Consider the following 26,896-nt stretch of genomic DNA (forward strand, 5'->3'; position numbering starts at 1 on the left):
TATTAGGCACGCCGCCAGCGTTCGTCCTGAGCCAGGATCAAACTCTCCATAAAAGTGTTTGACTTGCTCATTTGTATTGCTGACGAGAATTTAATTCTCAATAATGTTTCACTCGTTGTTCAGTTTTCAAAGAACAATTTTGCTTCGTGATCATCTCGATCACTTCCGCTTTAGTCGACCACATCGTTCAGCGGCGACCTTTATAATATATCATATCATCATCTTCAGCGTCAAGCATTTTTTTAAATTATTTTTCCGTTGATTGTTCAACTTAAGATTCTTTAAAAAATGGTTTCGCCCGAAGCGACGTTTATTAATTTATCATATACTGCCCATAAAAGTCAACACTTAAGTTAAATAAGTTTGCAAGGCGACAAGCACCGCTAATCCTGGCACTCCTAATACCCCGACTGTTACTAGAGAACCGATGTTTGTTGCTACATGAACGCCAGCCAACCAGCCTGTGGTGTTTACTAGATACAACAGAACAAATGCCATGACACCATGCAGACAGAATGTCGTTACGATCTGCCATGCTCCTTTTTGCCGGAGCAGAACATAGATTAAGGATACTGCTGATACGATCAGCATAATGAGCATGATCAATTTCAACTCATACACTCCCCTTATAAGAATAAGATCGAATATCTAAGAATCTCGAACAATGAACCCTATCGTGATGCTAGTCCAACATTAGCGACGACTATGCTTCAAGTAGTAATGAACTCTTAACTCCGAATGCTTGGCTCGTCTTAGCAGCATAGCCAATCGCTTCTCCGCAGCCTCTAGCATAAAAATAGCGTAGTCCACTTCATCCTCGCCATGAGCCATATCGAAACGCAGCTGTGCCTGCTCCCACTTCAAGAAGGCATCTTCGATGTCTTCGAGCAGATACAGCCGATCAACCTGTTTTTCCTTCGAAGTCCATTTCTTCCATTTCACGATAGAGTTCACCATAATCCAAATCCCCCTTTACGCTTGTCTATTAAAAGCCTATGGCTGTCCTGCCGGTGCTAGAACGAAAAAAAGCTGCACCCTATCTATTCAGGGTACAGCTTCTATATGAAAAAAATGGAATTATAGCTCTCTTCGGCCTTCCAAGGCTTTGGAAAGAGTAACCTCATCCGCGTACTCAAGATCCCCTCCTACAGGCAAACCGTGAGCAATACGCGTCACCTTTATACCGAAATGACGAACCAGACGAGATATGTACATCGCCGTTGCTTCGCCTTCAATATTCGGATTAGTGGCTAAAATAAGCTCTTTTACTCGTTCATCACTCAACCGCTTCAATAGCTCAGCAAGTCGAATATCCTCGGGGCCTACTCCCTCCATCGGCGATATTGCGCCTTGCAGTACATGATAGTACCCCATATACTCCTTCGTACGCTCCATGGCTACAAGGTCCTTTGTTTCCTGCACCACACAGATAACCGACGCATCTCTCGTCTTGTCCTGACAAATGCGGCAAGGATCTGTATCCGTAATGTTGCAGCAAACGGAGCAATAATGAAGGTTGCGCTTTACGTTAACCAGCGCTTTTGCAAAATCAATTACATCATCTTCTTGCATGCGAAGAACATGAAAAGCGAGTCGAGCCGCAGTCTTCGGACCTATGCCCGGCAAATGGGTGAACGCATCAATTAACTTCGCTATCGGCTCTGGATAATACACGGACTCGTTCCCCTTTCAATAAATGGGCCGTGACCCTGTCAGGCTTGTTCATGCAAAACAGTGGTGCCGCACTCTATAACGAGCTAGGCACCACTGTCTTCTACCTGTGCAGCGTTCTGTTTGATTAGAACAATCCTGGAATGCGCATGCCGCCTGTGAATTTGGACATGTCGTCATTTGCCAAATCTTCTGCTTTAGTCAAAGCATCGTTAACCGCAGTAATAACCAAATCTTGAAGCATTTCGATATCTTCAGGATCTACTACTTCTGGCTTCAAATTAATGCTCAATACTTTTTTATGTCCGTTTACTTCAACGGAAACAGCGCCGCCGCCGGAAGTTCCTGTTACAATTTTGTCTGCAAGCTCCTCTTGTGCTTTAAGCATTTGCTCTTGCATTTTTTTCACTTGCTTCATCATTTGGTTCATATTGTTCATAAGTCAGTGATCTCCTTTAATTATATAATGAATAGACTTGCTTACTCTTTTATGACAACGAGTTCTTCTCCAAACATATGAAGAGCCTCGTCAATCCATGGTTCACGTGCCTGATCATGGCCTTCCGGCTCCAATTGGAAGTCAGGCTGCTCCTCGGCAGGCGAATCCTTCGCCGCGGCCTCCCAATCCTTCAGCATCATCGTATCCAAGCGATACGGCTTGCCGAACGTCTCTTGCAGCACCCGTTCAATAACTTCCTTATTCGCAGGCTTCTCTGTAGTATCCCGGTGGATTGAGTTTCTGAAGGCAACCAGCACGCCGTCTTCCTTCGCCGATACAGGCTCGCCGTTTACAAGCCAAGCATGAATCGTCACGCCAGCTTCCTTAACCTGCTGGAGCACTTGGCCCCATTGGCCACGAATTCTTGTAGCATCCGGCTGATCCCGATTCGCTACATATTGTTCGAACTGAGGAGGCTTCTTCGCATGCGATGATGCACGACCGCTTGGTCTTGCCGCTGCAGGCTTCCGTTCTGCCTTAGCCGGTTCCGCAAGTGCGATTCCGGACTGCGCTAACTGATTGAGCTTAGCCTCCAAGGCGCTCACTTGCTTTTGCAGCTTCTGCACAAGGCCATCACCCTGGGATGCTTCTGATGAAGCTCCTCTCGATGCATTCGAGCCACTCGTCTGGTTGGCTGCAATATGCAAAAGCGCTACCTCAAACAACGTCTGAGGCTGAACCGCATACTTCATCTCCGTCTGATAACGGTTCAAAGCATCAATGATAGCGAACAATCGCTCTGTTGGGAACGATTCTGCTACATCTTTAAAAGCCGCTGTTCGGGTCATCCGATCCGTTAATCCTTCACCGTTCGGTACCAGTCTCAGCATAAGTAAGTCTCGGAAAAAGTACAATAGGCTCTCCATGCACTTATCTGCACTTTTACCTTCCTGCATCATTCGTTCAATAAGCATCAAGACGGATGCAACGTCTTGATCTCGTACGGCAACGGCTAGCTTCGCAAACTGCTCCTCTGGCATGCCGCCAGTGATATCAAGCACCTGCTGATAGGTAACCTGTCCGTCCGTGAAGGATGCTGCTTGGTCGAGCAAGCTAATGGCATCCCGCATGCCGCCATCGGATAGCTTCGCAATGTATGTCAGACTTTCCCGATCCGCAGTAATCTGCTCCTGCTGACATACCTCAGCTAGACGTTCAACCTGCTCCTCTAGCGACACTCTTCGAAAGTCAAAACGCTGACAGCGCGAAATGATGGTCGCAGGCAGCCGATGGGGCTCCGTCGTAGCCAAAATAAACATGACATGCTCTGGCGGTTCCTCCAATGTCTTAAGCAGTGCATTAAAGGCTTCTGTGGTCAGCATATGCACTTCATCGATAATGTACACTTTGTACCGAACTTCCGTCGGTGCATACTTGACCTTTTCACGGAGATCTCGAATCTCTTCCACCCCGCGGTTGGAAGCGGCGTCGATCTCAACCACGTCCATTACAGCGCCTGCTGTAATTCGCTTGCACGCTTCACAGGCATTACAGGGTTCAGGACCAGGGCCATGCTCACAGTTCACCGCTTTGGCTAGGATCTTGGCCGTACTCGTCTTTCCGGTGCCTCTCGGTCCGTTAAACAGATAGGCATGCGAAAAACGTCGCTCCCGCAACGAATTCTGTAACGTTTGAATGATATGCTTCTGTCCCACCATCTCCTGAAAAGATTGAGGGCGCCAAGCGCGATACAATGCGATATGAGCCATGCTGTAACCTCGTACATTGGATTATTCCCGCACTCTATGAAGAGCATAGGAATGTCTTCGAAGTTCTATTCGAAGCTTCACCTATTATACTATATCATATTCGGTAAAAAAACAGCCAACCCCACAGTTCCGATACAGGGAATCGTTGTAAATCGATTAGTTATAAATGGATATAAAGCATTATATCACTATATAATCGTTTTTTTTCAATTAGATGGCTAGTGTAAGTAAAAAAATAAATACAAAAAAAGCACCGACGCTGGTCGATGCTTGATTCTTCATTGTAGGTACCGTGCACCTATTATTGATAATTGCGATCCAAGCGGCACTTCCGTGCGACAGCTCAGGCTAGGCTTCCCTCCGGCACATAGACGTCCCTACTTATGGCTGCTTCCTTCCGGACCTGACCAGATTCATAGGTGCCTATTGCGAAGGACCCGGCCGTCAACACTGCGCGAAGACGCCAGACCTTACATCGACAATACCTCTAATAGGAATTCAACCTCGCTATAGCGGATTGCGAGTTACAGGGCACCGCTACCTCCCCATCTAGCACGGCAAGGACTAGTATAGCCCATTTGAAGATAAAGTGCAACCTACGTGCAAAACTTACTGTTTATAATAATAGCTGGGATTATAGGCTGATGAACCCTTGTAGGTCATATCATTTCCAATAATAACAAAACTCCCCTGCCATAAAGACAAGGGAGTTCCATTGTATAAACCAATTACGATTAGATACCGTATTTCTTTTTGAAACGATCGACACGACCACCAGCATCCACAAACTTCTGTTTACCTGTGAAGAATGGATGGCAGTTGGAGCAAACCTCTACTTTCAGGTTTTCCTTAACAGAACCTGTTTCGAAGGAATTGCCGCAAGCACAAGTTACAGTCGTAACATGATATTTAGGTTGAATATCTTGCTTCATCGAATTCACCTCTTTCCGCCCTGAGCCCTTTGCGTGCCCAGAGTAAGTTCAGACACAAATGGTAGTATAGCACATGTCCTGTATCGACGCAATATACGGCGACACCTATTAATAGCGAGCCTTGGCACGCGCAAGCGGAGCTGGCGGCACGTGCGTATAGGAGCCAATTACGACATCAGGCAGCTCTTGCTGGAAGATCTCAATGGTCTGCTTCATCCCTAAGAGATCGCCCTTTGCCTTCGGAATAAGCTCTAGGTAGCTCTCAGGATCAATATTCAAGTTGCGCATCTGGATCAGGCGGAGCTTGGAGCGGCGGGCGAATTCAACCATCGCTTCTACTTCTTCCTCCCGATCCGTCACTCCTGGGAACACCAGATAGTTGATCGAGGTGTATACACCTTGCTCCGAGGCATAACGCAACGACTTCTCCACATTCTGAAGCGTGTACGCCCGCGGACGATAATAGGCATTGTAATGCTCATCAAGCGCACTGATCGTACTCACGCGCATCAAGTCTAGGCCAGCATCTACAATACCGCGGATATGGTCAGTTAGACCCGCATTGGTATTGATATTAATATACCCTATATCCGTTTTGCTACGCACTTCACGGATCGCTTCAATGATGAGCTTCGCTTGAGTAGACGGCTCGCCTTCACAACCCTGCCCAAAGCTAATAATGGACTCAGGCGACTTTAGGTGCTCAAGCATAATCTCTACGATCTCATCGGTTCGCGGCTTAAAGTTCATTCTCGTCTGTGGAGCCGGAAATCCGCTATCATCCGGCTGCTCGGATATACAGCCGTAACATCCCGCATTGCATGAGTAGGATACCGGTACGGCTCCTTCCCATCTCTGCAGGAATGTATTGGAAGCCGTCAAGCATTCATACTGCAAGGCACAGTGAGACAGATGTTGATAGAGTCGGTTTTCGGGATACTTTGCAAGCAGTGAATCTACCTGACCGCGTAACGTATCGGAATCACATTGGAGAGGATCCCACTTATACGGATCATCCGTTGGGTGAGCGGCAACATAAAATGCGCCATCCTTCCACACAACAGCCGTATATCCGAACAACGGAAGCTTCTGTTCCTTGTCTGTCTTAACGTAACTTGGAATATACAGGCGGGTATATCCTTGAGGCAATAACGCCCCAACTGCCTGCACATCGCCTTCCATGACCGCCATTTGTCCTCTTGCTGGATCAAATCCAACAGGGCGGGTGTTAGGCAAACTAACAAGGGTAGCACCTTCCGGAAGCGGAATAAGCTCCTCTTCATAAATCTCAACAATCATATCACCGCTGCGCGCTAGAGCGGTCCAAGCTTCGTTCTCATAGATGTTGCCATCTGAGTCCGCGTACACTACATACATGATTCTATGCTTCCTTCCTCATCTCCTGAAGTCACTTAGCTGACAGATGAACTACGTGGACTGCGACGTGTTGGTGTTGGCGTATTGTTCGATTCATTGAGATCGAGCGAGGCCATAAATTCTTCATTGGTCTTGGTATTGCGCATTTTGCGAATAAATTGGTCAACAAACTCCGGAGATTCGTTCATATTTTTACGGACAACCCAAAGCTTATCCAATTCTTCCTTCGTAAGCAGCATCTCTTCGCGTCTTGTGCCCGATCTACGGATATCGATCGCAGGGAAGATACGACGCTCAGCAAGCTTACGGTCAAGGTGAAGCTCCATATTACCTGTACCTTTAAATTCTTCATAGATGATATCATCCATGCGTGAACCGGTCTCAATCAGCGCTGTCGCCAGAATGGTCAAGCTGCCGCCTTCTTCAATGTTTCGAGCAGAACCGAAGAAACGCTTCGGACGATGGAAAGCTGCAGGATCAATACCGCCACTTAATGTACGGCCGGATGGCGGAACAACTAAGTTATAAGCACGCGCTAGGCGTGTAATACTATCCAGCAAGATTACGACATCCTTTTTATGCTCAACTAGACGAAGAGCACGCTCAAGGACGAGCTCTGCTACTTTAATGTGATTTTCCGGCACTTCATCAAAAGTAGAAGCCACCACTTCGCCTTTTACTGAACGCTGCATATCCGTTACTTCTTCCGGACGCTCGTCAATGAGGAGGACAAATAATTCAATCTCAGGATAGTTCGTGGAAATACTGTTTGCGATTTCTTTCAGCAGAATGGTCTTACCTGCTTTAGGAGGGGCGACAATTAGGCCGCGCTGACCCAAACCAACAGGTGCAATAATATCCATAATACGAGTCGATGTCTTCTCGGCGGCTGTCTCTAGAACAACCTTTTTCTGTGGATAGAGAGGTGTTAATGCAGGGAAGTGCAAGCGTTGTGCCGCTTCATCCGGATTCTGTCCATTAACGGCATTGATTTGCAACAGCCCAAAGTAGCGCTCATTCTCTTTAGGGGGACGACACTTACCCGATACCAAATCCCCCGTTCTCAGGTCGAAACGACGAATCTGGGATTGAGAGATATAGATGTCGTCAGCACTCGGCAAATAGTTGATCGGTCTCAAGAAGCCGAAGCCTTCCGGAAGAATATCAAGTATCCCTTCCATGAACAAATAGCCGCTCTGCTCTGCCTGCGCTTTCAGAATAGCAAAAATGAGTTCTTTCTTCTTCATCTGGCCATAGCCGGCAATTTGAAACTGCTTGGCAAGCTTATAAAGCTCGGTCAGCTTCTTGGACTCCAAATCTTGAATTTGTAATTCCATGTATACACTCCTATTCTTGTAAATGAAATATCAATGATGTAAGGAATCAACCAACACTTAATACCTATTACCCATAACCATCATAATCATGACATGTAAAAATTTTAAAGCCACTATGATGCCAGACTTATTGTTTAATACTAAAACGTACGTGACTAGGACATCAGGTGTATCATAAGAGTATCTTGATGATAGGATCGTTGAGGGTGGAAGTACGGATGGGAAACAGATCAATCCATGACTCATTGTTAGGATTAGGATTGGCTAATTCTATAACATTTAAACGGATAATCTATTTATTCTACACTCGTTGTCTCCATACCTCTGCGCCAAGGAGCTGAAGCTTCTCAACAAGCTGATCATAGCCTCTATCAATATACTCAACACCAGAGATCTCCGTAATGCCGCTTTCTACTGTTAGGCCTGCAATGACTAATGCTGCTCCTGCGCGAAGATCGCTAGCCTTTACCTTCGCCGCATTGAGCTTGGAACCCTCAATAATTGCCGAGCGGCCCTCCACTCTTATCTTCGCACCCATGCGCAAAAGTTCAGGAACATACTTAAATCGATTGCTATACACATAATCAGTAAGCATACTAACGCCTTGAGCCTGCGTCAATAGACTCGCCATCGGAGATTGTAGATCCGTAGCGAACCCCGGGTACACTAGCGCCTTCACATCTGCGTGCTCATAGTGAGGTTTACCGATGACACGAATGGATTCGTCAAGCTCTTGTATCTCTACGCCCATCTCTTCAAGCTTCGCTGTTAGCGCCTCCATATGTTTTGGAATGACATTATCGATGATCAAGTCACCGCGAGTAGCTGCTGCAGCAATCATGTAAGTACCAGCTTGAATACGATCTGGGATAATGGAGTGACGGCAGCCATGAAGGCTATCTACTCCTTCTATACGTATCGTTTCTGTTCCGGCTCCTTTAATTTTAGCACCCATGGCATTAAGCAGGGTTGCAACATCAATAATCTCGGGTTCCTTCGCCGCATTCTCGATAACAGTCAAGCCTTTTGCACGTGATGCGGCAAGCATAATATTAATGGTTGCGCCAACACTAGCCACATCCAAATAAATCTTTGCCCCGCGAAGCTCTTTCGCATAGATATGCATGGAGCCATGATCATTGGATACCGTTGCCCCAAGCGCCTCAAACCCTTTAATATGCTGGTCAATCGGGCGAGGTTCGAAGCTGCATCCGCCTGGCAGCCCAATGATGGCTTCACCAAATCTACCTAACAAGGCCCCCATCAAATAGTAGGAAGCGCGAAGCTTCTTCACAAGACCATTGTGCATGGGAATAGAAATCATATCGGCTGGGTTTATCTTCATCGTAGAGTCAGTGCGCTCCACGTCGCCGCCAAGCTCCGAGATGATCTCAGCATATGTTGCTACGTCACTTATGTTAGGCAAATTATCTAGAACGACTTCACTTTCTGCAAGAATCGTTGCTGGGATAAGGGCAACTGCGCTATTCTTCGCACCGCTTATCTGCACCGTTCCACGCAGCGGGCGACCGCCGCTAACTAATAGCTTTTCCATCGTCGATTTGGTTCCTCCCATATCTATCTTAAACGAATCTGCTAGGGTTTACGTTTCGTTTTATTCCTTTGACGCGTCGATTAAAACGGTCTTGTGAGCATCTTAGCATCTTCAGTTCAAGGTTTCAAATCTTAGTCTAATTGAAACTTATAGCAGCATTATCATTTATAACCTATTTATGTACAGGATGGACCTTTTAGGAGGAGAAGAGATTGAGGACGGTGTCATTTCTTATCAGATGATTCTAACTCTTAAGAATGAACCTTGATTCGCAAAAAAGGGAAACACACCGACTGGTGCATTTCCCATCTTTGTACCGTACAAAACGCTATTGCAAAGCTTACGCTTGGTTGTTACTTCCGAACAAGCGAATCTTGCCGCGAACAACTTCAACCATTGCGTTGCGAGCAGGTGTCAAGTATTTACGAGGATCAATTACGTCTGCATCCTTCGCCAATGCTGCACGGATTGCTGCTGTAGCTGCAACTTGGTTTTCTGTATTCACGTTGATTTTGCCAGCACCAGCTGCGATTGCTTTCTTGATGGACTCGTCTGGTACGCCAGAACCACCATGCAATACAACTGGAACAGGGATTTTGCTTGCAACAGCTTCGATGATATCGTAATGAAGCTTAGGCTCGCCTTTGTACATACCATGAGCAGTACCAACTGCGATTGCCATAGCGTCAACGCCAGTTTCTTCCCAGAAACGGATTGCTTCATCTGGCTTAGCCAAAGTAGCTGCTTCTTCATCAACAGTAAGATCGTCCTCTGTACCGCCGATTGTACCGAGCTCGCCCTCTACGGATACGCCCATAGCATGAGCAGCGCGAACAACTTCTTTAGTCAAGCGAATGTTATCTTCGTATGAATGATGGGATCCATCAAACATAACGGAAGAAAAGCCCGCACGAATACAAGCCATAGCTACTTCGAAAGTAGATCCATGGTCGAGGTGCAAAGCGATTGGCAATCCAGATTTTTTAGCAGCAGCTTTAGCCATAGCTACTGTATACTCCATACCCATGTAACGAAGCGCACCTTCGGATACACCGAAGATAAGCGGAGAGTTCTCTTCCATTCCTGCTTCAGTAATGGCTTGTACGAACTCCAAGTTGTTGATGTTAAACTGTCCTACCGCGAATTTTTTTTCCTTCGCTTTAGGCAGGAATTCATTCATCGAAACTAATGGCATGGTTCCATCCTCCTATAGGGTTCTAGTCGTCTGTCTATATTCTTGTTAGCCGACATCTTGTACTTCGTTATTATAACACAATCTCCCGAGGAAGAGTATACAAGCTCTTGACAAATGCCTGAAGTTGAATATGCCTTCCCCCATACATAAATTGCGCTAAAAATAACAAAAACATGCCTTTTTGACCCCTAATTGACGAAATACTGTATTTTCACATCACGATCACATTTTTATGTAGACACATGAACGCACAAAAAAGGACTTCTCCTGAATTACTTCTAAGGGAAGCCGCTTTTACGGGTGTATTCCATATGACATATCCTACTGCCCAAGTCGTTTCTTACGTATTGACTGTAGGAGATTTGGAGCCATCCAATGTCATGTTTACAGCGACTCTCATCTCATCAATATCAAACGGCTTCGTGAAGTGCATAAGTGCTCCGAGCTCTGTTGCTTCTTTAATCATGTCGAGCTCACCATAGGCGGTCATCATGATCACATTCATATTCGGCTTCATTTGCTTGATCTGCTTTAGGATTTCGAGTCCGTCCATTCCCGGAATTTTCATATCCAGCAGCACGATATCAGGCGTTACTTGTTGTACAAGCTCCAACGCCTCCTTGCCATTGGAGGCTTGGTATGCCTCATACCCTTCACCGCTAAACACTTCCATGAGAAGAACACGAATACCGTTCTGGTCATCGACGATTAACACTTTCTTATTCTCCAACTGGTACCCCTCCCACAGTGTATGACTACTCGTCTTCAGAAAAGAGCATAGTCAGTAAGTTCATGGTTCTATATCCTTATTCGCGCCTCAAGATATAATTCCTCCTTCTGGAAACAATTCCGTTTCTAGAGTGTCATAGAATCTGTCATGATAACGTGTCACCCTCCAAATAATGCGCCGGACGAAGCGGAAAAAGATTGAATGGCTTATCGAATATTTCTTGCCCAAGCGCCCCACCCCACTTGGACTGATAATACAGATGATACAAAGGAAAAGTAACCTGGATGTGGGTCTGATAAGGGTCCGACTTCACGGTAGATGCTCCTTCGTTATGGTGAGTAACGGGAAGACGGCTTTCAATGAAATCGTAGCCGCACAGCTTCATTCGACGATATCAATCTGTATCCGAGAAATACATGGGCAGATTGGGGTCCCATGGACCAATCTCACAAATGGCTTCCATATTAAAGGCGGATAACGTATCTAGCAGGGTAAACAAAACTCCCCACCTTATCTTATGCAAGTGCAAATGTTCTACCCAATGGAGCAGCTGTTCAGGTGTGTGTGGATGGGCTTCAGCATCATTGTGCATGTAAATAACCATATCCGCCTGATGCTCCGCACCAAGTCGATGCAGTAAATTCTGGGACTGGCTGTGCGCCAATGGAATCGGAGGCTCAATGACACGAACTCCAGGAGGAAACGATGAGGCATGAGCTCTTAGGTCCTTCACCAAGAATTATCAACGACAAACGTATAGGGCCAGAAAAGCTCAATGCTTTCCTTAATAGATCCAAGCGATTGACTTAGAAAATGCCTACGATATATTTCATAGTCCATCCCCTCCATTCAGATTGACATGCTTGTACCGGATATCCAAAGGGAAACGTACAAAAAGTACAAATCACAATAAATTTCTTCATTATATGTGTGTGGTCTGTTACGGTTATGGACACTCCATGCAAAGGCCTAATGAAATGTAATGATATATCCAACTCGTGATGAGTAATCGTAGGGATCTAGCTTGGAATATAGACCCCCCTTCATCGTTGAAATTCCTTAAAAACAAAAAAGCTGCCCTCTCATCCAATGGATAAAAGAACAGCTTTATCTGTTATATCTTAGTTTTTATGTGTCAAAGCCGCATTTACAAAACCTTTGAACAATGGTTGTGGACGGTTCGGACGGGAAGTAAATTCCGGATGGAATTGAACAGCCAAGAACCAAGGATGCTCAGGGCACTCTACAATTTCAACCAAGCGTCCGTCTGGGGACGTACCAGAAATCTTAAGGCCTGCAGCTTCAATAGCTTCCCGATACTCATTATTGAACTCATAGCGATGACGATGACGCTCATAAACGAGCTCGTCTTGGTAGCAATCCATCGCCAAGGAGCCTTCTTGCAGCTTACATGGGTACAACCCTAGGCGCATCGTTCCACCCATATCCTCGACATCCTTCTGTTCTGGAAGAAGGTCAATGACCGGATATTCTGTAGCTGGGTTGATCTCGGAGCTGTTTGCACCAGCAAGCTTCACAACGGAACGTGCATATTCAATAACAGCAACTTGCATACCTAAGCAAATACCGAAGAACGGAATCTTTTGCTCACGCGCATAACGAATCGCAGATACTTTGCCTTCGATACCGCGATCGCCAAAGCCGCCAGGAACTAGCACGCCATGAATGCCGCTCAAGATCTCGCTTACGTTCTCATCCGTCACTTCCTCAGCGTTCACCCAACGGATCTTCACTTCGGAATTCGCTTCGATGCCTGCATGTTCCAACGCTTCAACAATAGAAAGGTAAGCATCATGAAGCTCAACGTATTTACCAACGATCGCAACTTCAACCTTATTCTGAAGCGACTTCACGCGATCAACAAGCTTCGTCCAATCCGCCATATCAGGTTCAGGTGTTTGAAGCTTGAGGTGATTAACGACGATATCGTCCATGCCTTGCTCACGGAACATAAGAGGCACTTCATACAACGTCGAAGCATCGCACGCTTCTACAACTGCGTTTGTATCGATGTCGCAGAACAAACCGATTTTGCGCTTCACATCGTCTGCAATTGGCTTCTCTGTGCGAAGCACGAGCATGTTCGGCTGAATACCGATTCCGCGCAATTCTTTCACGCTGTGCTGGGTAGGCTTCGTCTTCACTTCGCCTGCTGCCTTGATGTAAGGAATCAATGTAACGTGAATATACATGACATTGTCACGGCCTACATCACTCTTAATCTGACGAATCGCTTCAAGGTATGGCAAGCTCTCGATATCGCCAACTGTGCCGCCGATCTCTGTAATGACAACGTCAGAACCAGCTTCCTTACCTGCACGGAAGACTCGCTCTTTGATTTCATTTGTGATATGTGGAATAACTTGTACGGTACCGCCCAAGTACTCTCCGCGGCGTTCCTTCGAGATAACCGTGGAGTACACTTTACCTGTCGTCACACTGCTGTTCTTCGAAAGGTTGATGTCAATAAAACGCTCGTAGTGACCTAAGTCCAAATCCGTCTCCGCGCCATCGTCGGTGACAAATACTTCACCGTGCTGATAAGGACTCATTGTACCAGGATCCACGTTAATGTAGGGATCAAACTTTTGAATCGTTACCTTAAGTCCCCGATTCTTCAGCAATCTACCCAAGGATGCAGCGGTAATCCCTTTTCCTAGAGATGAAACTACGCCGCCTGTTACGAAAATATATTTAGTCACTGATGAAACCCTCCTATGATCAAGTGCATTTATGACATGTTCTTGGGAGGCCAAGATTCGCGAATCAGGTTCGATCAATCAATGGCATACCGTTAGCGTAACCCAATTGAAGACGAAAAATTGATGACTTCCAAAAAACCGTTTCGGATGTGCACAATAGCCTAGATTCCACAAATCAATACCTATAAAAAAATAAAAAAGTGACTCCCGTAGTGTCACGGGGCACTTTCCATTACTCTTATATATAATTGCGTTCAAATCCAAAGCCCATATGATAGTTTACTCGTTCGCAAGGTCCGTGTCAAGGGAAATAGTACCCTCTAAAAACACGTAATGCCGCCTGCCAAGACCGCCCAAAAGGCTGCCAGCAAACGGCATTATCTCTAATGCTTTCAACTTGGATTAGAGGTCATCTTCCTCTTCTTCGTCATTGAATTCTTCTTCGGATTCTTCCTCTTCAACATCCTCTTCGAGATCTTCATCTTCGAGCATGTTCTCATCTTCCTCTTCTGACTCAACAGCTTCGTCTTCATCAACGTACATGTCTTCTTCCTCACTATCTTCTTCCGTGAAGTCGAAGTCATCATCGTTGTTATAGCTATCATCATCATCGGAGTAATCATCATCATCGTCATCATCATTGATAATATGCGGACGCTTCGCTCCACCCGTAATCGCATCCTCTGAGCGATCAACTGGATACCAGCGTTTAAGTCCCCACATATTGCCGCCTACGCATGCAAAACGGCCATCAATATTGATTTCAGTGTATAGATGCGCGATTACATCCATAATTTGTTCTTCAGACAAGCCACGAATCTTCGCGATCTCCTTCATGAGATCTCGATAGTAGAAGGGCGTGTTCGCTGCTTTCAGGATCAGGAACGCAAGATCCACCATCGGCATCTCATGTACTTTGTCTGGATCAAGCTTCAGGTCCAACGGGGTGCTCATGTATATACACATCCTCTCACAAGTGTAAAGAAAACCTAATGTGAACCACCTAATGAACGCTTTGGCGCACAAGACAGCACATTCTTCATTAGAGGTTGTCTTCCCTGCCGTTATACAAGTTTAATAACTTTACATTGATTTCGCAATCAACTTGTACTCAACTTAAAATAACGATCTTAAATGTCAGGTCTATCTTCAACATATCCATGTTCAAACCTAAGTAAAACCGATTTGATGATAAAATGCAAGTTTTCTTCCGCATGTCCTCCCGTGCGAGCAAATCCCCCAATTTTATACCCTTATATGTAGGTTAAACGGCATTTATCGATCCCTGTCGAAATCTAGACATAGGAAAACGCGAAGGGACCCCTCCGCGTCGACTGTATCCGCACTCGAAGACGTAAGCAACGCCTTCGATATTGGCGTGCAGAGCCCTTCGCTGGCTCTACTCCATTTTATGTGTCGCGATGAACTTTGACACGGGGGAGAACCTAACTTTATGAAAAAAGGCAGGTATACCAGTCCACCTGTGCACGAGATGCATACGATACTCCACAAGGAACTGTCGGGAGGGGTCTCCACGTGGATGTAACGGGCTTTCTCCAACTGCTGAAAAGCGAGCTCTCTTCTGGCGGACCAGATATTCGCCCCTACCTGCTGTGCTTTCATCATAAGGGACTGTATGAACAATGCCGTGAGGCGTTAAAATTTGCAGCCATCGAGCACCCAAGGCTCTCCACCGTTCGTGAGGAGCCCTTAATTCACGGATTTCGATGTATGCTCCAAGCGGATCCCGAAGAACGTTGGCTAGCATTCAGTGGCGATATTCTACTCGAAGAGGATCTTCAAATAACGATGCATGCCGCCTCCAACAAGCCAGTCAACTGGCAGCGAGGCATCCCTTGGGGAGTGCGCAAGATTAAAGCCCCCCAGGCATGGAGCACCACCACGGGACATCGAATCCACATCGGAGTCATTGACACAGGCGTGGACTATCGGCATCCTGATCTTCGCCAATCGCTGCTATCCGGCATCAATCTTGTGCAACGAGGCCTGCCTCCAAACGATGATAATGGTCATGGGACGCATATTGCCGGTACGATCGCGGCATCGAATCAAATGTACGGAATCATAGGCGTAGCTCCCCGCGCATTGATTCATCCTGTCAAAGCCTTCGATCTCAATGGCTCCGCCTTCGTGTCGGACATTATCGCAGGCATCGACTGGTGCGTCCGAAACAAGATCCATGTTATCAATATGAGCTTCGGCATGAAATCGCGCAGCAAATCCCTGCTTCAAGCGGTTATCAATGCGACCAATGCAGGCATCAGCGTCGTCGCTTCCTCTGGCAATGACGCAAAGCGCAAGTCGATCGATTACCCTGCCCGCTATAGTCAAACGATAGCGGTAGGCGCGACCGATCGAAACCGAAGAATTGCCTCGTTCAGTAATCGAGGCAGCTATGTTGATATTTATGCGCCAGGAGAGAAGATTGTTTCTTCATGGCTAAAAAACAAATATCACGAGATGAGCGGCACCTCGATGGCGACCTCCCATGTCAGCGGTGCTATTGCGCTACTGCTTGCGATAAAGCCGAATCTGAAGCCGCATGAGATTAAGGCTCTCCTTAAGCGAACCGCGAATGCTACGCGCTCTAGGAGCAATCGCAGAAGCACGCTGACTCCGGGTGAGATCGACATCGTTCGATTGCTCCGCGAAGCAGAGCAAATGTAAGCGAAAGCAAAAAAGACCCTCTCCGTAGAGAAGGGTCTTTTCATATTGATGATAGCACTCAAGCAGGAATTACATCCGTTCTGGTGCAGATACGCCTACTAGGCGAAGCACGTTTGCGAGCACGGTGCGCACGGCGCCGAGCAAAGCAAGGCGAGCTTGCGTCTGATTCGCATCCTCAGTAATAACACGCTCTGCTTTGTAGTAGCTGTGGAACAAGGATGCAAGCTCATACACATAACGAATGAGGCGATGCGGCGCAAATTCGCGCGCAGCCACTTCCACTTCCTCTGATAACTCGCCCATCTTGCGAAGCAAATCATACTCATGCTCGGCTTGAAGCGACGTAAAGTCGATCTCGCTAAGCGCCTTGAGAGCAATGCCTTGCTCTTCTGCTTGGCGGAAGATGCTGCATACGCGAGCATGCGCATATTGCACATAGAATACAGGGTTCTCGTTGGAAGTCGAGATGGCAAGATCCATATCGAAGTCCAAGTGGGAATCCATGGAGCGCATCGTGAAGAAGTAGCGAATCGCATCAACGCCAACTTCATCCATCAAGTCCTCCATCGTTACCGCTTTGCCGGTACGCTTGGACATCTTGATCTTCTCCCCGTTCTGGAACAAGCTTACCATCTGGGCAATCAATACAATGAGCTTGTTAGGGTCGTTGCCGAGCGCTTCCATCGCCGCCTTCATACGCGGGATGTAGCCGTGGTGGTCAGCACCCCAAATGTTGATGACCTTATCATAACCGCGTGCATACTTGTCGCGATGGTAGGCAATGTCTGGCGTCAGATAGGTATAAGATCCATCATTCTTGATCAATACACGGTCTTTGTCATCGCCATACTTAGTCGTGTTCAACCATGTAGCGCCGTCCTGCTCATACACTTCTCCGCGCTCCTTAAGCGCGTCAAGGGCCTTAATGACTTCTCCCGTCTCATAGAGAGAAGTCTCGCTGAACCAAGAGTTAAATGGCACTTTAAAGCGTGCCAGGTCGCGCTTGATCTTAGCAAGCTCTTTTTCCAAACCATATTGTCTAAAGAACTTCACTCGCTCTTCTTCTGATAGGGAGAGCAAAGAGTCGCCCTTCTCTTCAACAAGCTCTTGCGCAAAGCCCTTGATGTCTTCTCCGTAATAGCCGTCTTCAGGCATCTCTGCTTCTTGTCCGAGCGCTTGCTTATAGCGAGCCTCAATGGAGTAGGCCAGATTCATGACCTGATTGCCGGCATCGTTGATATAGTACTCGCGTGTTACCTCATAACCTGCGAAATCGAGCACATTGCACAACGCATCGCCAACTGCGGCGCCGCGCGCATGTCCAAGGTGCAGACTTCCTGTAGGATTGGCGCTGACAAACTCGACTTGAACCTTCTCACCTTGACCAAAGCTTGAACGGCCGTAATCGTCTCCAAGCTCCGTAACCTCGCGAACGACATCATAGAGATAGTCCCGCTTCATGCGAAAGTTAATAAACCCGGGTCCTGCAATCTCCGCACTCTCAATCGAAGCAGCTCCTGCTTCCAAGTTCTCAATGATGGCTTCTGCGATCTGGCGTGGGTTGCGCTTTGCGATGCGAGTCAGCTGCATCGCTACATTCGTAGCCAAGTCCCCGTGAGTCTTATCCTTTGGAACTTCAATGACAAAGACGGGAAGCTGTTCGCGCTCCACTAAATCCGCCTTTACAATCGCATCCTCGATCGCTTGCTTCACCGCTTCGTGAATCCGTTCAATAACCCCTTTATTCATTCCTGTCCTTCCTCCTTGGCGCAGTTCATCGGCTCAATGCTCAGCTCAAGCTGAAATTGTCCGGTATTTTGTTCATGTACATATAATTCATAGGTCCATGCTACATATGCAGGGTAGCGCATCACTTGTCCGTCCGGCAGAATCATCTCTCGATCTTCGCGTGCCATCGACGTGGTACGTGTCTCCAATCGGAATGCCATTACCTTCGATACATATCTCCCTTGCAAAGTACGATCAAGGGCGAAAGACATCTCAGACTGCACAGCTCCATTCCTTGTGAGCTTCCATTCCTCTGCACCTAGCTTCAGCATGACCGCTGTTGGCTTGTCATTAGGGCTTGTCTCCACTTGAGAGGAGCCAGACTTCTCGATCCTTGCCTCACCCTGTTCGGGCTCGACATATCGAATATAGAAGTGATCCCCCTTCTGATAGAGGTCCCCTTCCAGCTGCTGCTCCACACGCTCATGAGACTGTATACTGGTTAACGACAGACGAACGCGTTGCTTGTTCGGCTTAAGTCCCATCATTCCCGATACTCCTTATCCTATACGAAACTTAACATAAGCTGATTCACCAATTATCCAAGAAAGAGGGCGCTTTTGCAACCTTTTCTGCCTTTTCCACCAACACATACAAAAGAGGAACTCCCCCGATTGGCGAGTCCCTCTTCCGTTGTCTCTATTCATTAAGATTCCATGTATTTGTTCGTGAAATCCCACACTTTATTCCAATATGCAGCTCCTGCCAAGTGTGCACCGCCATGGCCTGCGTCTTTAATTATCAGCAGGTCCTTCTCTACTTTCGCCGCATCATAAAGCTGATGCACCATTTCATATGGTACAAACGTATCAGCATCCCCATGAATAAACAGGATCGGCGTCTTGCTCTTCGCGACTTGGTCGAGTGCGGAAGCCTCCTTCAGGTCGTAGCCTGCACGAAAATTAACGACCACATTCGATGCTGTCATAATGGGGAAAGAAGGGAGATTGAACAAGCGCTTCAACTGATAAGAGAACTCATCATACGCTGAAGTGTAGCCGCAGTCCTCCACAATCGCCTTTACATTCGAAGGAAGGTCCTCGCCTGAGGTCATCATCACCGTAGCACCACCCATGGATACTCCATAAAGAACGACCTCTGATTGAGCATCCTGCTCCACGATACGATTGATCCAACCTACCATATCCAACCGATCATGCCAACCCATGCCGATATACTTGCCTTCACTCTCGCCATGCCCGCGAAGGTCAACGAGCAGCACGTTATACCCTTGCTCATAGAACTTCATGCTGGATAAGGCCATTTGCTTCCCATAGCCCATGTAACCATGCGCAACGATCACCCAACGATTGCTCGGTTCAGTCTGATGGTATTCATATCCGCGCAGCTTCAATCCATCATGGGATATTAATGTGATATTCTCATGCGGAGTGTCCTCAATCCATATCTTTGATCGTTCACCCTCCTGCTTCACTTGCTCCTCCACCTGCATCGCAGGCACCGCAAGATCTAGATCAGGGTTGTTATCAAAAAACGGACGCTCTGTCACCGGATTAATCGAGATATTATAAAAATAATTACCGATAAACCCTAATGCACCTACAACAATGATAACGAAGCTTATTAATGATAGTAGTAGTATTTTCATATTTCTCGTCAAAAGACCATCCCTCCTGCTTCTATTTTATAAAGAACGATTCTTAAAGTCTAAGTTATCCTCTTCCATTCTTACGGTACTTCTTGACAGTTTCAAAGTGATAAAGCTTTATAAGATGAACCTATTGTTATTTTTGAAGCTAATAAGTAATGCTGGGTTCGCCTAAATAGAAACAAATACCTTACTTATGACAAAAAGCGCATGTCCTCTGCATTGTGCAGATTCCATGCGCTTCTATTCAGCATCATTGTTAGGTCATCAATTATTTGACAAAGCCAAGCAGCATCTCGCGAACCAGCTTGCTCGCTGCAATCGGCGTTTGCTCGGTTGGATCATAGATCGGTGCAACTTCAACCAGATCGCAGCCCACTACGTTGACATGGGAGCCAGCAATCAAGTGGATCGCCTCGAGAAGCTCCTTCGTTGTAATGCCGCCAATCTCTGCTGTGCCCGTTCCAGGCGCGCAGCTTGGGTCAAGAACGTCGATATCGATCGTCACATACACAGGACGCCCAGACAGGTCTGGGAGCGTCTTGCGAAGCGGCTCGGCCACTTCAAACGGATAGAAGTTGATGTTCTCTCTCGCATACTGCCATTCTTCACGAGAGCCAGAGCGAATGCCGTATTGATAAATGTTGCGGCTTCCGATCAGCTCTGCCGCCTTACGAATCGGCGTAGAGTGAGAGAGCGCCTCTCCTTCATAATGCTCGCGCAGATCAGCGTGGGCATCGATATGAATAATTGCAAGATCAGGATATTTCTTATACACCTCTTGCAATACTGGCCAGGATACCAAGTGTTCCCCGCCAAGACCGATAGGGAACTTGTCGTCTTGCATCAGGCCTGCCACGTATTCCTGAATGACGTCAAGGCTTCGCTGAGGGTTGCCGAACGGCAGCAGCAGATCGCCTGCATCAAAGTATGTGACATCTTCCAAGCTTTTATCTAAATAAGGGCTGTATTCCTCTAAGCCTACGGAAGCTTCGCGAATGCGTCCCGGACCAAACCGCGAGCCTGGACGGAAGGATACCGTATAATCCATCGGCATGCCGTAAATAACGGCCTTTGAGTTCTCGTAATCTTCCGAGCTTAAAATAAATACGTTGCCGGAATAGCGTTGATCTAATTTCATCTTAGTTACTCCTCCTTCAAGCTCGCGTTATTTCGTCAAATCTTCAACGAATTTAGGCAAGCAGAATGCCGCATGATGAATGCGCGGAGAATAGTATTTCGTCTCAAGCTCAGGGATCGCATTAGCATCCACCTCAAGCGGATCATGCTTCTTGCTGCCCATTGTGAACGTCCACAGACCACTTGGGTACGTTGGAATGTTCGCTCCGTATACACGCACGATCGGGAAGATCTCCTTCACGTCGCGGTTTACCTTTTGAATCAGATCGGCCTTGAACCAAGGGTTGTCCGTTTGCGCTACGAACAAGCCATCTTCCTTCAACGCCTCGTAAATCCCTTGATAGAATCCACGCTCAAAGAGCGGTGCTGCAGGGCCTACTGGCTCTGTAGAGTCAACCATGATCACATCGTACTCGTCCTTCGCGTTCAGGATGTGCATGTAGCCATCGCCTACAATCACTTCTACGCGAGGATTGTCCAATTCACCAGCAATCTCTGGCAGGTACTGCTTGGAGTACTCGATCACTTTGCCGTCGATCTCAACAAGAACGGCCTTCTCTACTGCTGGGTGCTTCATGATCTCACGAATGACGCCGCCATCTCCACCGCCAACAACCAATACCTTCTTCGGATTAGGATGTGTGAACAGCGCAGGGTGCGCTACCATCTCATGATAGACAAATTCGTCCTTCACCGTGGTCATGACCATGCCGTCCAATACGAGCATGCGTCCAAACTCTTCGGTATCCAACATCACCAAATGTTGAAACGGCGTTTGTTCCGTTACATAAGTTTCGCGAATCTTAGCCGTAATGCCGAAGCTCGGCGTTTGTTTCTCGGTGTACCACAATTCCATAAATCATCAACCTTCTTTCTCCGGTGACCGGTAAATGGTATCGTTGGCCCAACTCGAAATGCTCGTAATGGTTCCTGTGTAACATTCGTAACACTTCACTCTATATCGCACCAAACAAATGCTATTATATAAAATCCCCTTCAAAAAGCAACCATTACCATTAAAATTGTTCCCTAATGTTCGGATCATTATGTCGATTTATTTACTTCGAGTTTGTCCATACTGAAAGATAGATTTCATTTTCTCGTAAAATTCGAGTCCGCATTCACTATCCGTCACATCAAAGGAGGCTGCTTGCCTTGTCGACATCCCATTCTTCTTCAGCTAAGAGCGCTAAGGGCAGACGCCGATGGCTCATATTCTGTTATACATTGGGCATCTTCCTTCTGCTCGGTGCAGGAAGTGCTGCTTCTACGTTAGGTTATCTCTACTTTTCCGATCTGCCGGTATCCGATATGCAGCAGGCCTCAGAACTGCTGGATCGGGAAGGAAAGCCTATCAGTCTCTTGTCTAGCGAACGGGCAATGGAGCGGCATGTCTCAATCGAGGAAATCTCTCCTTCGCTCGTTCAAGCCACCATTGCAACCGAGGACCGTAAATTCTATCAGCACTGGGGCCTTGATGTCGAGGGGATCGGACGAGCCATGCTGGTCAATCTGGAGAGCTTCTCTACGAGGCAGGGTGCAAGCACCTTAACTCAGCAGCTCGCACGCAACCTTTACCTCACTCATGAGCGGACATGGAAGCGTAAAGTGAAAGAGGCGCTGTTTGCCCTGCAGCTTGAAATGAAATATTCGAAAGACGAGATTCTCGCGATGTATCTGAATCAGATCTATTATGGTCATGGAGCTTACGGTATCGAATCCGCATCCAGAATGTATTTTGGCAAATCAGCCAAGGAGCTGACGCTGGCCGAGAGTTCCATGCTCGCTGGCATTCCAAAGGGGCCGACCTACTATTCCCCTTGGATGAATATGAAGAATGCGAAGGATCGCCAAAATATCGTGCTACAGAACATGGTAACCACAGGTTACATTACGCAGCAGCAGGCTGATCAAGCGTATCAAGTGACACTTCCTTTTAAATCCAAGGAATCCCGCTCAGAGTCTACACTGATTGCTCCATACTTCCGTGACTATGTTAGGAAGGAATTGCTGGCGCTGGGCCTTACCGAGGAGGAGCTTGAGACAGGTGGACTGCGGGTATATACAACGCTCGATTCAAGGGCCCAGCAGGCTGCAGAGGCCGCTGTTGGAAAAAATATCCCAGCCGAAGGCGATCTGCAAGCAGCGCTCGTCTCAATAGACCCGCGCAGCGGCGATATTAAAGCAATGGTCGGCGGCAAGAACTATCGCGACAATCAATATAACCGCGTCTTGGCAACCACAAGACAGCCCGGCTCCTCCTTCAAGCCGTTCGTGTACTTAACGGCGCTGGAGGATAAGGTGATTACCGCGGCGACACAGTTCAAGAGCGAGCCGACGGCCTTCAACTATGATGAGGGGCGCAAGACTTACAAGCCCAGCAACTATGGCGACAAATATTACGGCGATATCAATCTGCGGCAGGCTATCGCTGCCTCGGATAACATTTATGCCGTGAATACCATTATGGAGGTAGGGGCTGAGCGTGTCATTGAGATGGCCAATCGGCTTGGCATCGAAACGGAGATGAAGCCCCTTCCCTCACTTGCACTCGGGACCTTCCCCGTGCGGCCGCTGGATATGGCTAGAGCCTATGCTGTGCTCAGCAATGAAGGCAGAGAAGTTAAGCCGCGGGCCGTGCTTGCCGTTACCGACAGCCGCGGCAGGAAGTTGTATGAGGCGCCAGAGGCGGAAGAGAAGCAAGTCGTAGATGCTTCCACCTCCTATGTGCTGACGAATCTCATGGAGAGCGTATTCGAAACAGGCGGCACCGGTAACCGCGTATCCAGCACTCTGAAGCGTCCGGTTGCCGGCAAGACCGGAACCACGGACATGGACTCCTGGATCGTCGGCTATACGCCGGAGCTGTCTACAGCGGTATGGGTCGGTTATGACAAAGGGAAGAACATCTCAACGATGGATTCCCATCTGTCCGCCCCGATCTTCGCTGAATATACAGAGAAGGCACTGGAAAGCGTGCCTCCAAAGCTATTTCCGATGCCAGATGACGTCGTAAGCGTCTATATCGATCCATCAACCGGCCTATTGGCAGGCGAGGGCTGTCCCGCAAAGAAAATGGAAACATTTATTTTAGGAACCGAGCCTACGGAATACTGCGGAGCGCATCCGTCCGATCAGCCCGATAAGGATAAGGTGAAGGACGCTCCGTTGGAGCAAGAGAAGAAGTCCTGGTGGCAGCACTTCAAGCGCTGGTGGACAGGATAACCGACTAATTAAGGAATAGCTCCTTGCATGGACCTTTTTATAAGGACACCAAGGAGCTTATTTCAATATTAATGGATTGCTGCCTGATGGCTTCCCGTAGAGAATGGATTCAAGACCGCTAATTTCTTCGTTATTTACAGAAAGAGGACTCAACTCTTCCTCTTCTCAGAGTACTGAACTGAGCGAGAGAATGAAAAACGAGTTAAACCCTATCGTTTATTACTAATAATGCCACAACTAACCTACATAGTGGACTTGGTTGCTTCCTCGCCGACAGCAGGGCTTCGTCTCCCTGGCCAGAAGGCGATGCGGCCAAGGATGGCCGTAATGGAAGGCACGAGCAATGGCCGGACGATAAAGGTGTCGAGCAGCACCCCTAATGCTGTTACAGTACCAAATTGAACGAGCACTTGGATCGGCAAGGTAGCAAGCACCGCAAAGGTGCCAGCTAGTATAATGCCAGCCGAAGTGATAACGGAGCTGGTCTCGTTCACACCTTCCTTGATCGCTTGCTTAAGAGGCAGGGTTCTACTCTTTTGCCATATTCGAGACACCATGAAGATGTTGTAATCCTCCCCGAGCGCCACGAGGAAGACAAAGGCATAGAGCGGAATTGCCCCTTGTATCGCCTCCACGCCAAAGCCGTAGTGGAGAATGATCCACCCAAGTCCAAGGGCTGAGAAGAAGGACAACACGACGGTCCCGATCAGATACAGGGTAGCAACCAAGGAACGCAAATATACAAGCAATAGGAGTGCAATCAGCCCAATCACGACAGGAATAACAATTGCAGCATCTCGATCTCCAATCACTTCAGTATCGTACTGTGTTGCGGTTTGTCCGCTGATCCATACGTGAGCGGCAGGATCCTCTACCCCAGCAGCAAGCAGCGCTTGTTCAGACACATTGCGCAAATCCGGGATATGCTGCATGGCCTCCATTGAATAGGGATTCATGCTGAACTCAACCTCATACGCTTGAATCTGTGAATTCTCTTTCCCTTCTTGCGGTTCGCCTACCTTCGCGATATAAGGAAGTGCTTCAAGCTTTGCTTTAAGATCGGTATCATTGCCTCTCGCATCTACCATTACTTTTACCGGAGCAAGACTTCCTGCGGAGAACTGCTCTCCGATCACCTTAAATCCTTCTCTCGATTCCATATTCGATGGGAAGGAAGAAAGGATATCAAATGTATATTTAAGCTGGGTTGAGAAGCCAGCCAAACCACCCAGCAGGAGCAGTGTAACCAGCAGAATCGTCCAAGGCCGCTTGACGACAAGGACGCCAATGCCTTTGTCCGAACGCTGCTTCGCAGCACGGGGCGCTTTTCCTTTTCGACGGGCGCGTTCTGCCTCCATCTCCGGTGTGCGCGGCACAAAGGGATAGAAGGAGGCTCTCCCTAAGATCGCAAGCATTGCCGGTACTAGGGTCAGGCTCGCTGCCCCCATCACAAGAATCGACAAGCTGAACGGAACAGCAAAGCGCTGGTATGCTCCGTACTTGGCAAGCAGCAGAACAAGAAGCGCGATAACGACCGTAAAGCCACTCATTGCGATTGCTCCAGAGGAGCCTTTGAATGCAGAAATCAACGCTTTCCGCTTATCCTGCTCCTGCGTAAGCACATGCCGGTAATGAGAAATAAGGAACAAACAGTAGTCCGTTCCTGCCCCAAAGAGCAGCACGGTCATGATCGATATGGCTTGCGCATCAACAATAATAATGCCTTGCTCAGCAAGCAACCCAAGAATTGGACTCGTTAAGCCATAAGCGAAGCCCACCGCTACGATTGGTATAAGCGCAAGAATGGGCGAACGGTAGATTAATAACAAAATGACGAGTACAAGCAGCACCGTTGCGAGCAGCAAGGATACATCGGCATTGCTGAACAATGCAGTAGCATCAATTGAAATGCCCACTGGGCCCGTTACACGCGCAGACAAAGCGTCTGATCCATCAATAGGCTGCTCAAATAGGTTCTCCCCATAGATCGCCGCAACCTTAGCTTTTAATGAATCTACACTCTCTTTTAGATGGTCTGCATCGGCTTCCTTATCAAATAAAATAGGCAGAACAAAGCTGCTCTTATCCTCTGATAGCTGCGATTGCAGCACAGGCGCCGGCAGTTGATGCAGCGGAATCACTCCTGTCTGATCCTGAAGCGGCGCCTCCGTCAGTTCCTTCGTCAAGGACTGAAGCTTGCTTAGGTCATCCTCGGACAGCCCCCCTGTCCGCTTCCATACGATAAGCGCTGGTATATCCGTGCCATTGCCGAATTCCCGCTCTGCGATCCCATCGGCTACGACCGAAGGGGCCGTACTCTCTAGATTCGCTGCATTGTTATCCTCAACCGTGTTGACTTGTGGCCAGACCATACTCAATACGGCAACCAGCAGGATCCATATGCCAAGCGTTACCCATCTTCCGCGCTTCCCCGTTACCGCGCGCGATATTGACTCTATTGCTTTCACTCCTACTCCTCCTTCGACTTCACGTCCATGCTCCTTTCATCAATGCGTAAATGAAAGGTGAATCCTTTCATCGATAAAAGGCACAGCATGATGGTCATACATCATCGATTATAATATTATATATACTGGAAGGTTAATTATTGTGCAACCATTATTTTGTATTTTCCATGTGGCGATGATTTTAGGTATTTTGTTCGATGCGCTACATGGCATAATAGAGGGTAGATCATTATCGTATGCAGAAAGGAAA

At 47.6% G+C, this 26,896-nt stretch carries 23 protein-coding genes and 1 other RNA gene; 2 read left to right on the forward strand and 22 right to left on the reverse strand.

Going from position 1 to position 26,896, the window contains the following annotated elements:
* Positions 1-348 precede the first annotated feature (348 nt).
* The 16 genes from I2H74_RS21965 to rpoE all read right to left on the reverse strand — a co-directional run bounded on the left by I2H74_RS21965 (position 349) and on the right by rpoE (position 14,682).
* A complete protein-coding gene (locus I2H74_RS21965) occupies positions 349-612 on the reverse strand; it encodes a pro-sigmaK processing inhibitor BofA family protein (RefSeq protein WP_195576395.1) in 264 nt (87 codons plus the stop codon).
* 81 nt (positions 613-693) lie between these two features.
* Entirely contained in the window at positions 694-957 is a 264-nt protein-coding gene (locus I2H74_RS21970) for a DUF2508 family protein (protein ID WP_229106940.1), read from the reverse strand.
* A 120-nt stretch (positions 958-1,077) separates the two neighbouring features.
* The gene (recR, locus tag I2H74_RS21975; protein ID WP_085498760.1) at positions 1,078-1,674 is read right to left on the reverse strand and encodes a recombination mediator RecR; all 597 of its coding nucleotides are present in this window, start codon (positions 1,672-1,674) and stop codon (positions 1,078-1,080) included.
* A gap of 124 nt (positions 1,675-1,798) precedes the next feature.
* Positions 1,799-2,110, reverse strand: a complete 312-nt coding sequence (locus tag I2H74_RS21980; RefSeq protein ID WP_195576396.1) for a YbaB/EbfC family nucleoid-associated protein — start codon at positions 2,108-2,110, stop codon at positions 1,799-1,801.
* A gap of 41 nt (positions 2,111-2,151) precedes the next feature.
* The gene (gene dnaX, locus I2H74_RS21985) at positions 2,152-3,879 is read right to left on the reverse strand and encodes a DNA polymerase III subunit gamma/tau (protein WP_195576397.1); all 1,728 of its coding nucleotides are present in this window, start codon (positions 3,877-3,879) and stop codon (positions 2,152-2,154) included.
* 290 nt (positions 3,880-4,169) lie between these two features.
* An RNA gene (ffs, locus tag I2H74_RS21990) (signal recognition particle sRNA large type) lies at positions 4,170-4,437 on the reverse strand.
* A gap of 176 nt (positions 4,438-4,613) precedes the next feature.
* On the reverse strand, positions 4,614-4,811 hold the full coding sequence (rpmE, locus tag I2H74_RS21995; protein WP_085498750.1) for a 50S ribosomal protein L31: 198 nt from the start codon (positions 4,809-4,811) through the stop codon (positions 4,614-4,616).
* Positions 4,812-4,919: 108 nt separating this feature from the next.
* On the reverse strand, positions 4,920-6,188 hold the full coding sequence (locus I2H74_RS22000; RefSeq protein ID WP_195576398.1) for a radical SAM protein: 1,269 nt from the start codon (positions 6,186-6,188) through the stop codon (positions 4,920-4,922).
* Between the two features lie 35 nt (positions 6,189-6,223).
* Positions 6,224-7,525, reverse strand: coding sequence for a transcription termination factor Rho (gene rho / locus I2H74_RS22005; RefSeq protein WP_195576399.1), 1,302 nt, complete (start codon positions 7,523-7,525; stop codon positions 6,224-6,226).
* A gap of 301 nt (positions 7,526-7,826) precedes the next feature.
* Positions 7,827-9,080 carry a UDP-N-acetylglucosamine 1-carboxyvinyltransferase gene (locus I2H74_RS22010; protein ID WP_195576400.1) on the reverse strand — a complete coding sequence of 418 codons (1,254 nt, stop codon included), beginning with the start codon at positions 9,078-9,080 and terminating at the stop codon, positions 7,827-7,829.
* 340 nt (positions 9,081-9,420) lie between these two features.
* A complete protein-coding gene (fba, locus tag I2H74_RS22015) occupies positions 9,421-10,275 on the reverse strand; it encodes a class II fructose-1,6-bisphosphate aldolase (RefSeq protein ID WP_195576401.1) in 855 nt (284 codons plus the stop codon).
* A gap of 340 nt (positions 10,276-10,615) precedes the next feature.
* Complete coding sequence (locus tag I2H74_RS22020) at positions 10,616-11,005, reverse strand: response regulator (RefSeq protein ID WP_195576402.1); 390 nt, start codon at positions 11,003-11,005, stop codon at positions 10,616-10,618.
* A gap of 145 nt (positions 11,006-11,150) precedes the next feature.
* Positions 11,151-11,318: a hypothetical protein gene (locus tag I2H74_RS22025; RefSeq protein WP_229106941.1), complete on the reverse strand. Its 168-nt coding sequence runs from the start codon at positions 11,316-11,318 to the stop codon at positions 11,151-11,153.
* 81 nt (positions 11,319-11,399) lie between these two features.
* Complete coding sequence (locus I2H74_RS22030) at positions 11,400-11,738, reverse strand: glycosyltransferase family 2 protein (RefSeq protein ID WP_195576404.1); 339 nt, start codon at positions 11,736-11,738, stop codon at positions 11,400-11,402.
* A 388-nt stretch (positions 11,739-12,126) separates the two neighbouring features.
* On the reverse strand, positions 12,127-13,728 hold the full coding sequence (locus I2H74_RS22035) for a CTP synthase (protein WP_195576405.1): 1,602 nt from the start codon (positions 13,726-13,728) through the stop codon (positions 12,127-12,129).
* Between the two features lie 402 nt (positions 13,729-14,130).
* A complete protein-coding gene (rpoE, locus tag I2H74_RS22040; RefSeq protein WP_195576406.1) occupies positions 14,131-14,682 on the reverse strand; it encodes a DNA-directed RNA polymerase subunit delta in 552 nt (183 codons plus the stop codon).
* Between the two features lie 582 nt (positions 14,683-15,264).
* Here rpoE and I2H74_RS22045 point away from each other — a divergent pair.
* Positions 15,265-16,416 (forward strand): S8 family peptidase, encoded by a 1,152-nt coding sequence (locus I2H74_RS22045; RefSeq protein ID WP_324254134.1) that lies wholly within the window; start codon positions 15,265-15,267, stop codon positions 16,414-16,416.
* Between the two features lie 69 nt (positions 16,417-16,485).
* Here I2H74_RS22045 and argS read toward each other — a convergent pair whose 3' ends face one another.
* The 5 genes from argS to speE all read right to left on the reverse strand — a co-directional run bounded on the left by argS (position 16,486) and on the right by speE (position 21,809).
* Entirely contained in the window at positions 16,486-18,165 is a 1,680-nt protein-coding gene (gene argS, locus I2H74_RS22050; protein WP_195576407.1) for an arginine--tRNA ligase, read from the reverse strand.
* Positions 18,162-18,692, reverse strand: coding sequence for a DUF1934 domain-containing protein (locus tag I2H74_RS22055; protein WP_195576408.1), 531 nt, complete (start codon positions 18,690-18,692; stop codon positions 18,162-18,164). Before I2H74_RS22055 ends, argS begins: the two co-directional genes overlap by 4 nt.
* A 158-nt stretch (positions 18,693-18,850) precedes the next feature.
* On the reverse strand, positions 18,851-19,813 hold the full coding sequence (locus I2H74_RS22060) for an alpha/beta hydrolase (RefSeq protein ID WP_195576454.1): 963 nt from the start codon (positions 19,811-19,813) through the stop codon (positions 18,851-18,853).
* 271 nt (positions 19,814-20,084) lie between these two features.
* The gene (gene speB, locus I2H74_RS22065; protein WP_195576409.1) at positions 20,085-20,954 is read right to left on the reverse strand and encodes an agmatinase; all 870 of its coding nucleotides are present in this window, start codon (positions 20,952-20,954) and stop codon (positions 20,085-20,087) included.
* A gap of 27 nt (positions 20,955-20,981) precedes the next feature.
* The gene (gene speE / locus I2H74_RS22070) at positions 20,982-21,809 is read right to left on the reverse strand and encodes a polyamine aminopropyltransferase (RefSeq protein ID WP_195576410.1); all 828 of its coding nucleotides are present in this window, start codon (positions 21,807-21,809) and stop codon (positions 20,982-20,984) included.
* Between the two features lie 299 nt (positions 21,810-22,108).
* On the opposite strand from speE, the gene I2H74_RS22075 reads away from it, so the two are divergent.
* Positions 22,109-24,178, forward strand: coding sequence for a transglycosylase domain-containing protein (locus I2H74_RS22075; protein WP_420707476.1), 2,070 nt, complete (start codon positions 22,109-22,111; stop codon positions 24,176-24,178).
* Between the two features lie 242 nt (positions 24,179-24,420).
* Here the strand turns inward: I2H74_RS22075 and I2H74_RS22080 are convergent, their stop codons facing one another.
* Positions 24,421-26,646, reverse strand: coding sequence for an MMPL family transporter (locus I2H74_RS22080; protein WP_324254135.1), 2,226 nt, complete (start codon positions 26,644-26,646; stop codon positions 24,421-24,423).
* Positions 26,647-26,896: the final 250 nt, after the last annotated feature.

The organism is Paenibacillus sp. 1001270B_150601_E10, from assembly GCF_015558675.1.
Lineage (GTDB): Bacteria > Bacillota > Bacilli > Paenibacillales > Paenibacillaceae > Paenibacillus_B.

Excerpts from the sequence above, each read along its gene's own strand:
- I2H74_RS21970 (WP_229106940.1), bottom strand. The coding sequence starts at position 957 with ATGGTGAACTCTATCGTGAAATGGAAGAAATGGACTTCGAAGGAAAAA.
- I2H74_RS21980 (WP_195576396.1), bottom strand. The coding sequence starts at position 2,110 with ATGAACAATATGAACCAAATGATGAAGCAAGTGAAAAAAATGCAAGAG.
- dnaX (WP_195576397.1), bottom strand. The coding sequence starts at position 3,879 with ATGGCTCATATCGCATTGTATCGCGCTTGGCGCCCTCAATCTTTTCAG.
- rpmE (WP_085498750.1), bottom strand. The coding sequence starts at position 4,811 with ATGAAGCAAGATATTCAACCTAAATATCATGTTACGACTGTAACTTGT.
- I2H74_RS22000 (WP_195576398.1), bottom strand. The coding sequence starts at position 6,188 with ATGTATGTAGTGTACGCGGACTCAGATGGCAACATCTATGAGAACGAA.
- rho (WP_195576399.1), bottom strand. The coding sequence starts at position 7,525 with ATGGAATTACAAATTCAAGATTTGGAGTCCAAGAAGCTGACCGAGCTT.
- I2H74_RS22010 (WP_195576400.1), bottom strand. The coding sequence starts at position 9,080 with ATGGAAAAGCTATTAGTTAGCGGCGGTCGCCCGCTGCGTGGAACGGTG.
- fba (WP_195576401.1), bottom strand. The coding sequence starts at position 10,275 with ATGCCATTAGTTTCGATGAATGAATTCCTGCCTAAAGCGAAGGAAAAA.
- rpoE (WP_195576406.1), bottom strand. The coding sequence starts at position 14,682 with ATGAGCACCCCGTTGGACCTGAAGCTTGATCCAGACAAAGTACATGAG.
- argS (WP_195576407.1), bottom strand. The coding sequence starts at position 18,165 with ATGAATAAAGGGGTTATTGAACGGATTCACGAAGCGGTGAAGCAAGCG.
- I2H74_RS22055 (WP_195576408.1), bottom strand. The coding sequence starts at position 18,692 with ATGATGGGACTTAAGCCGAACAAGCAACGCGTTCGTCTGTCGTTAACC.
- I2H74_RS22060 (WP_195576454.1), bottom strand. The coding sequence starts at position 19,813 with ATGAAAATACTACTACTATCATTAATAAGCTTCGTTATCATTGTTGTA.
- speB (WP_195576409.1), bottom strand. The coding sequence starts at position 20,954 with ATGAAATTAGATCAACGCTATTCCGGCAACGTATTTATTTTAAGCTCG.
- speE (WP_195576410.1), bottom strand. The coding sequence starts at position 21,809 with ATGGAATTGTGGTACACCGAGAAACAAACGCCGAGCTTCGGCATTACG.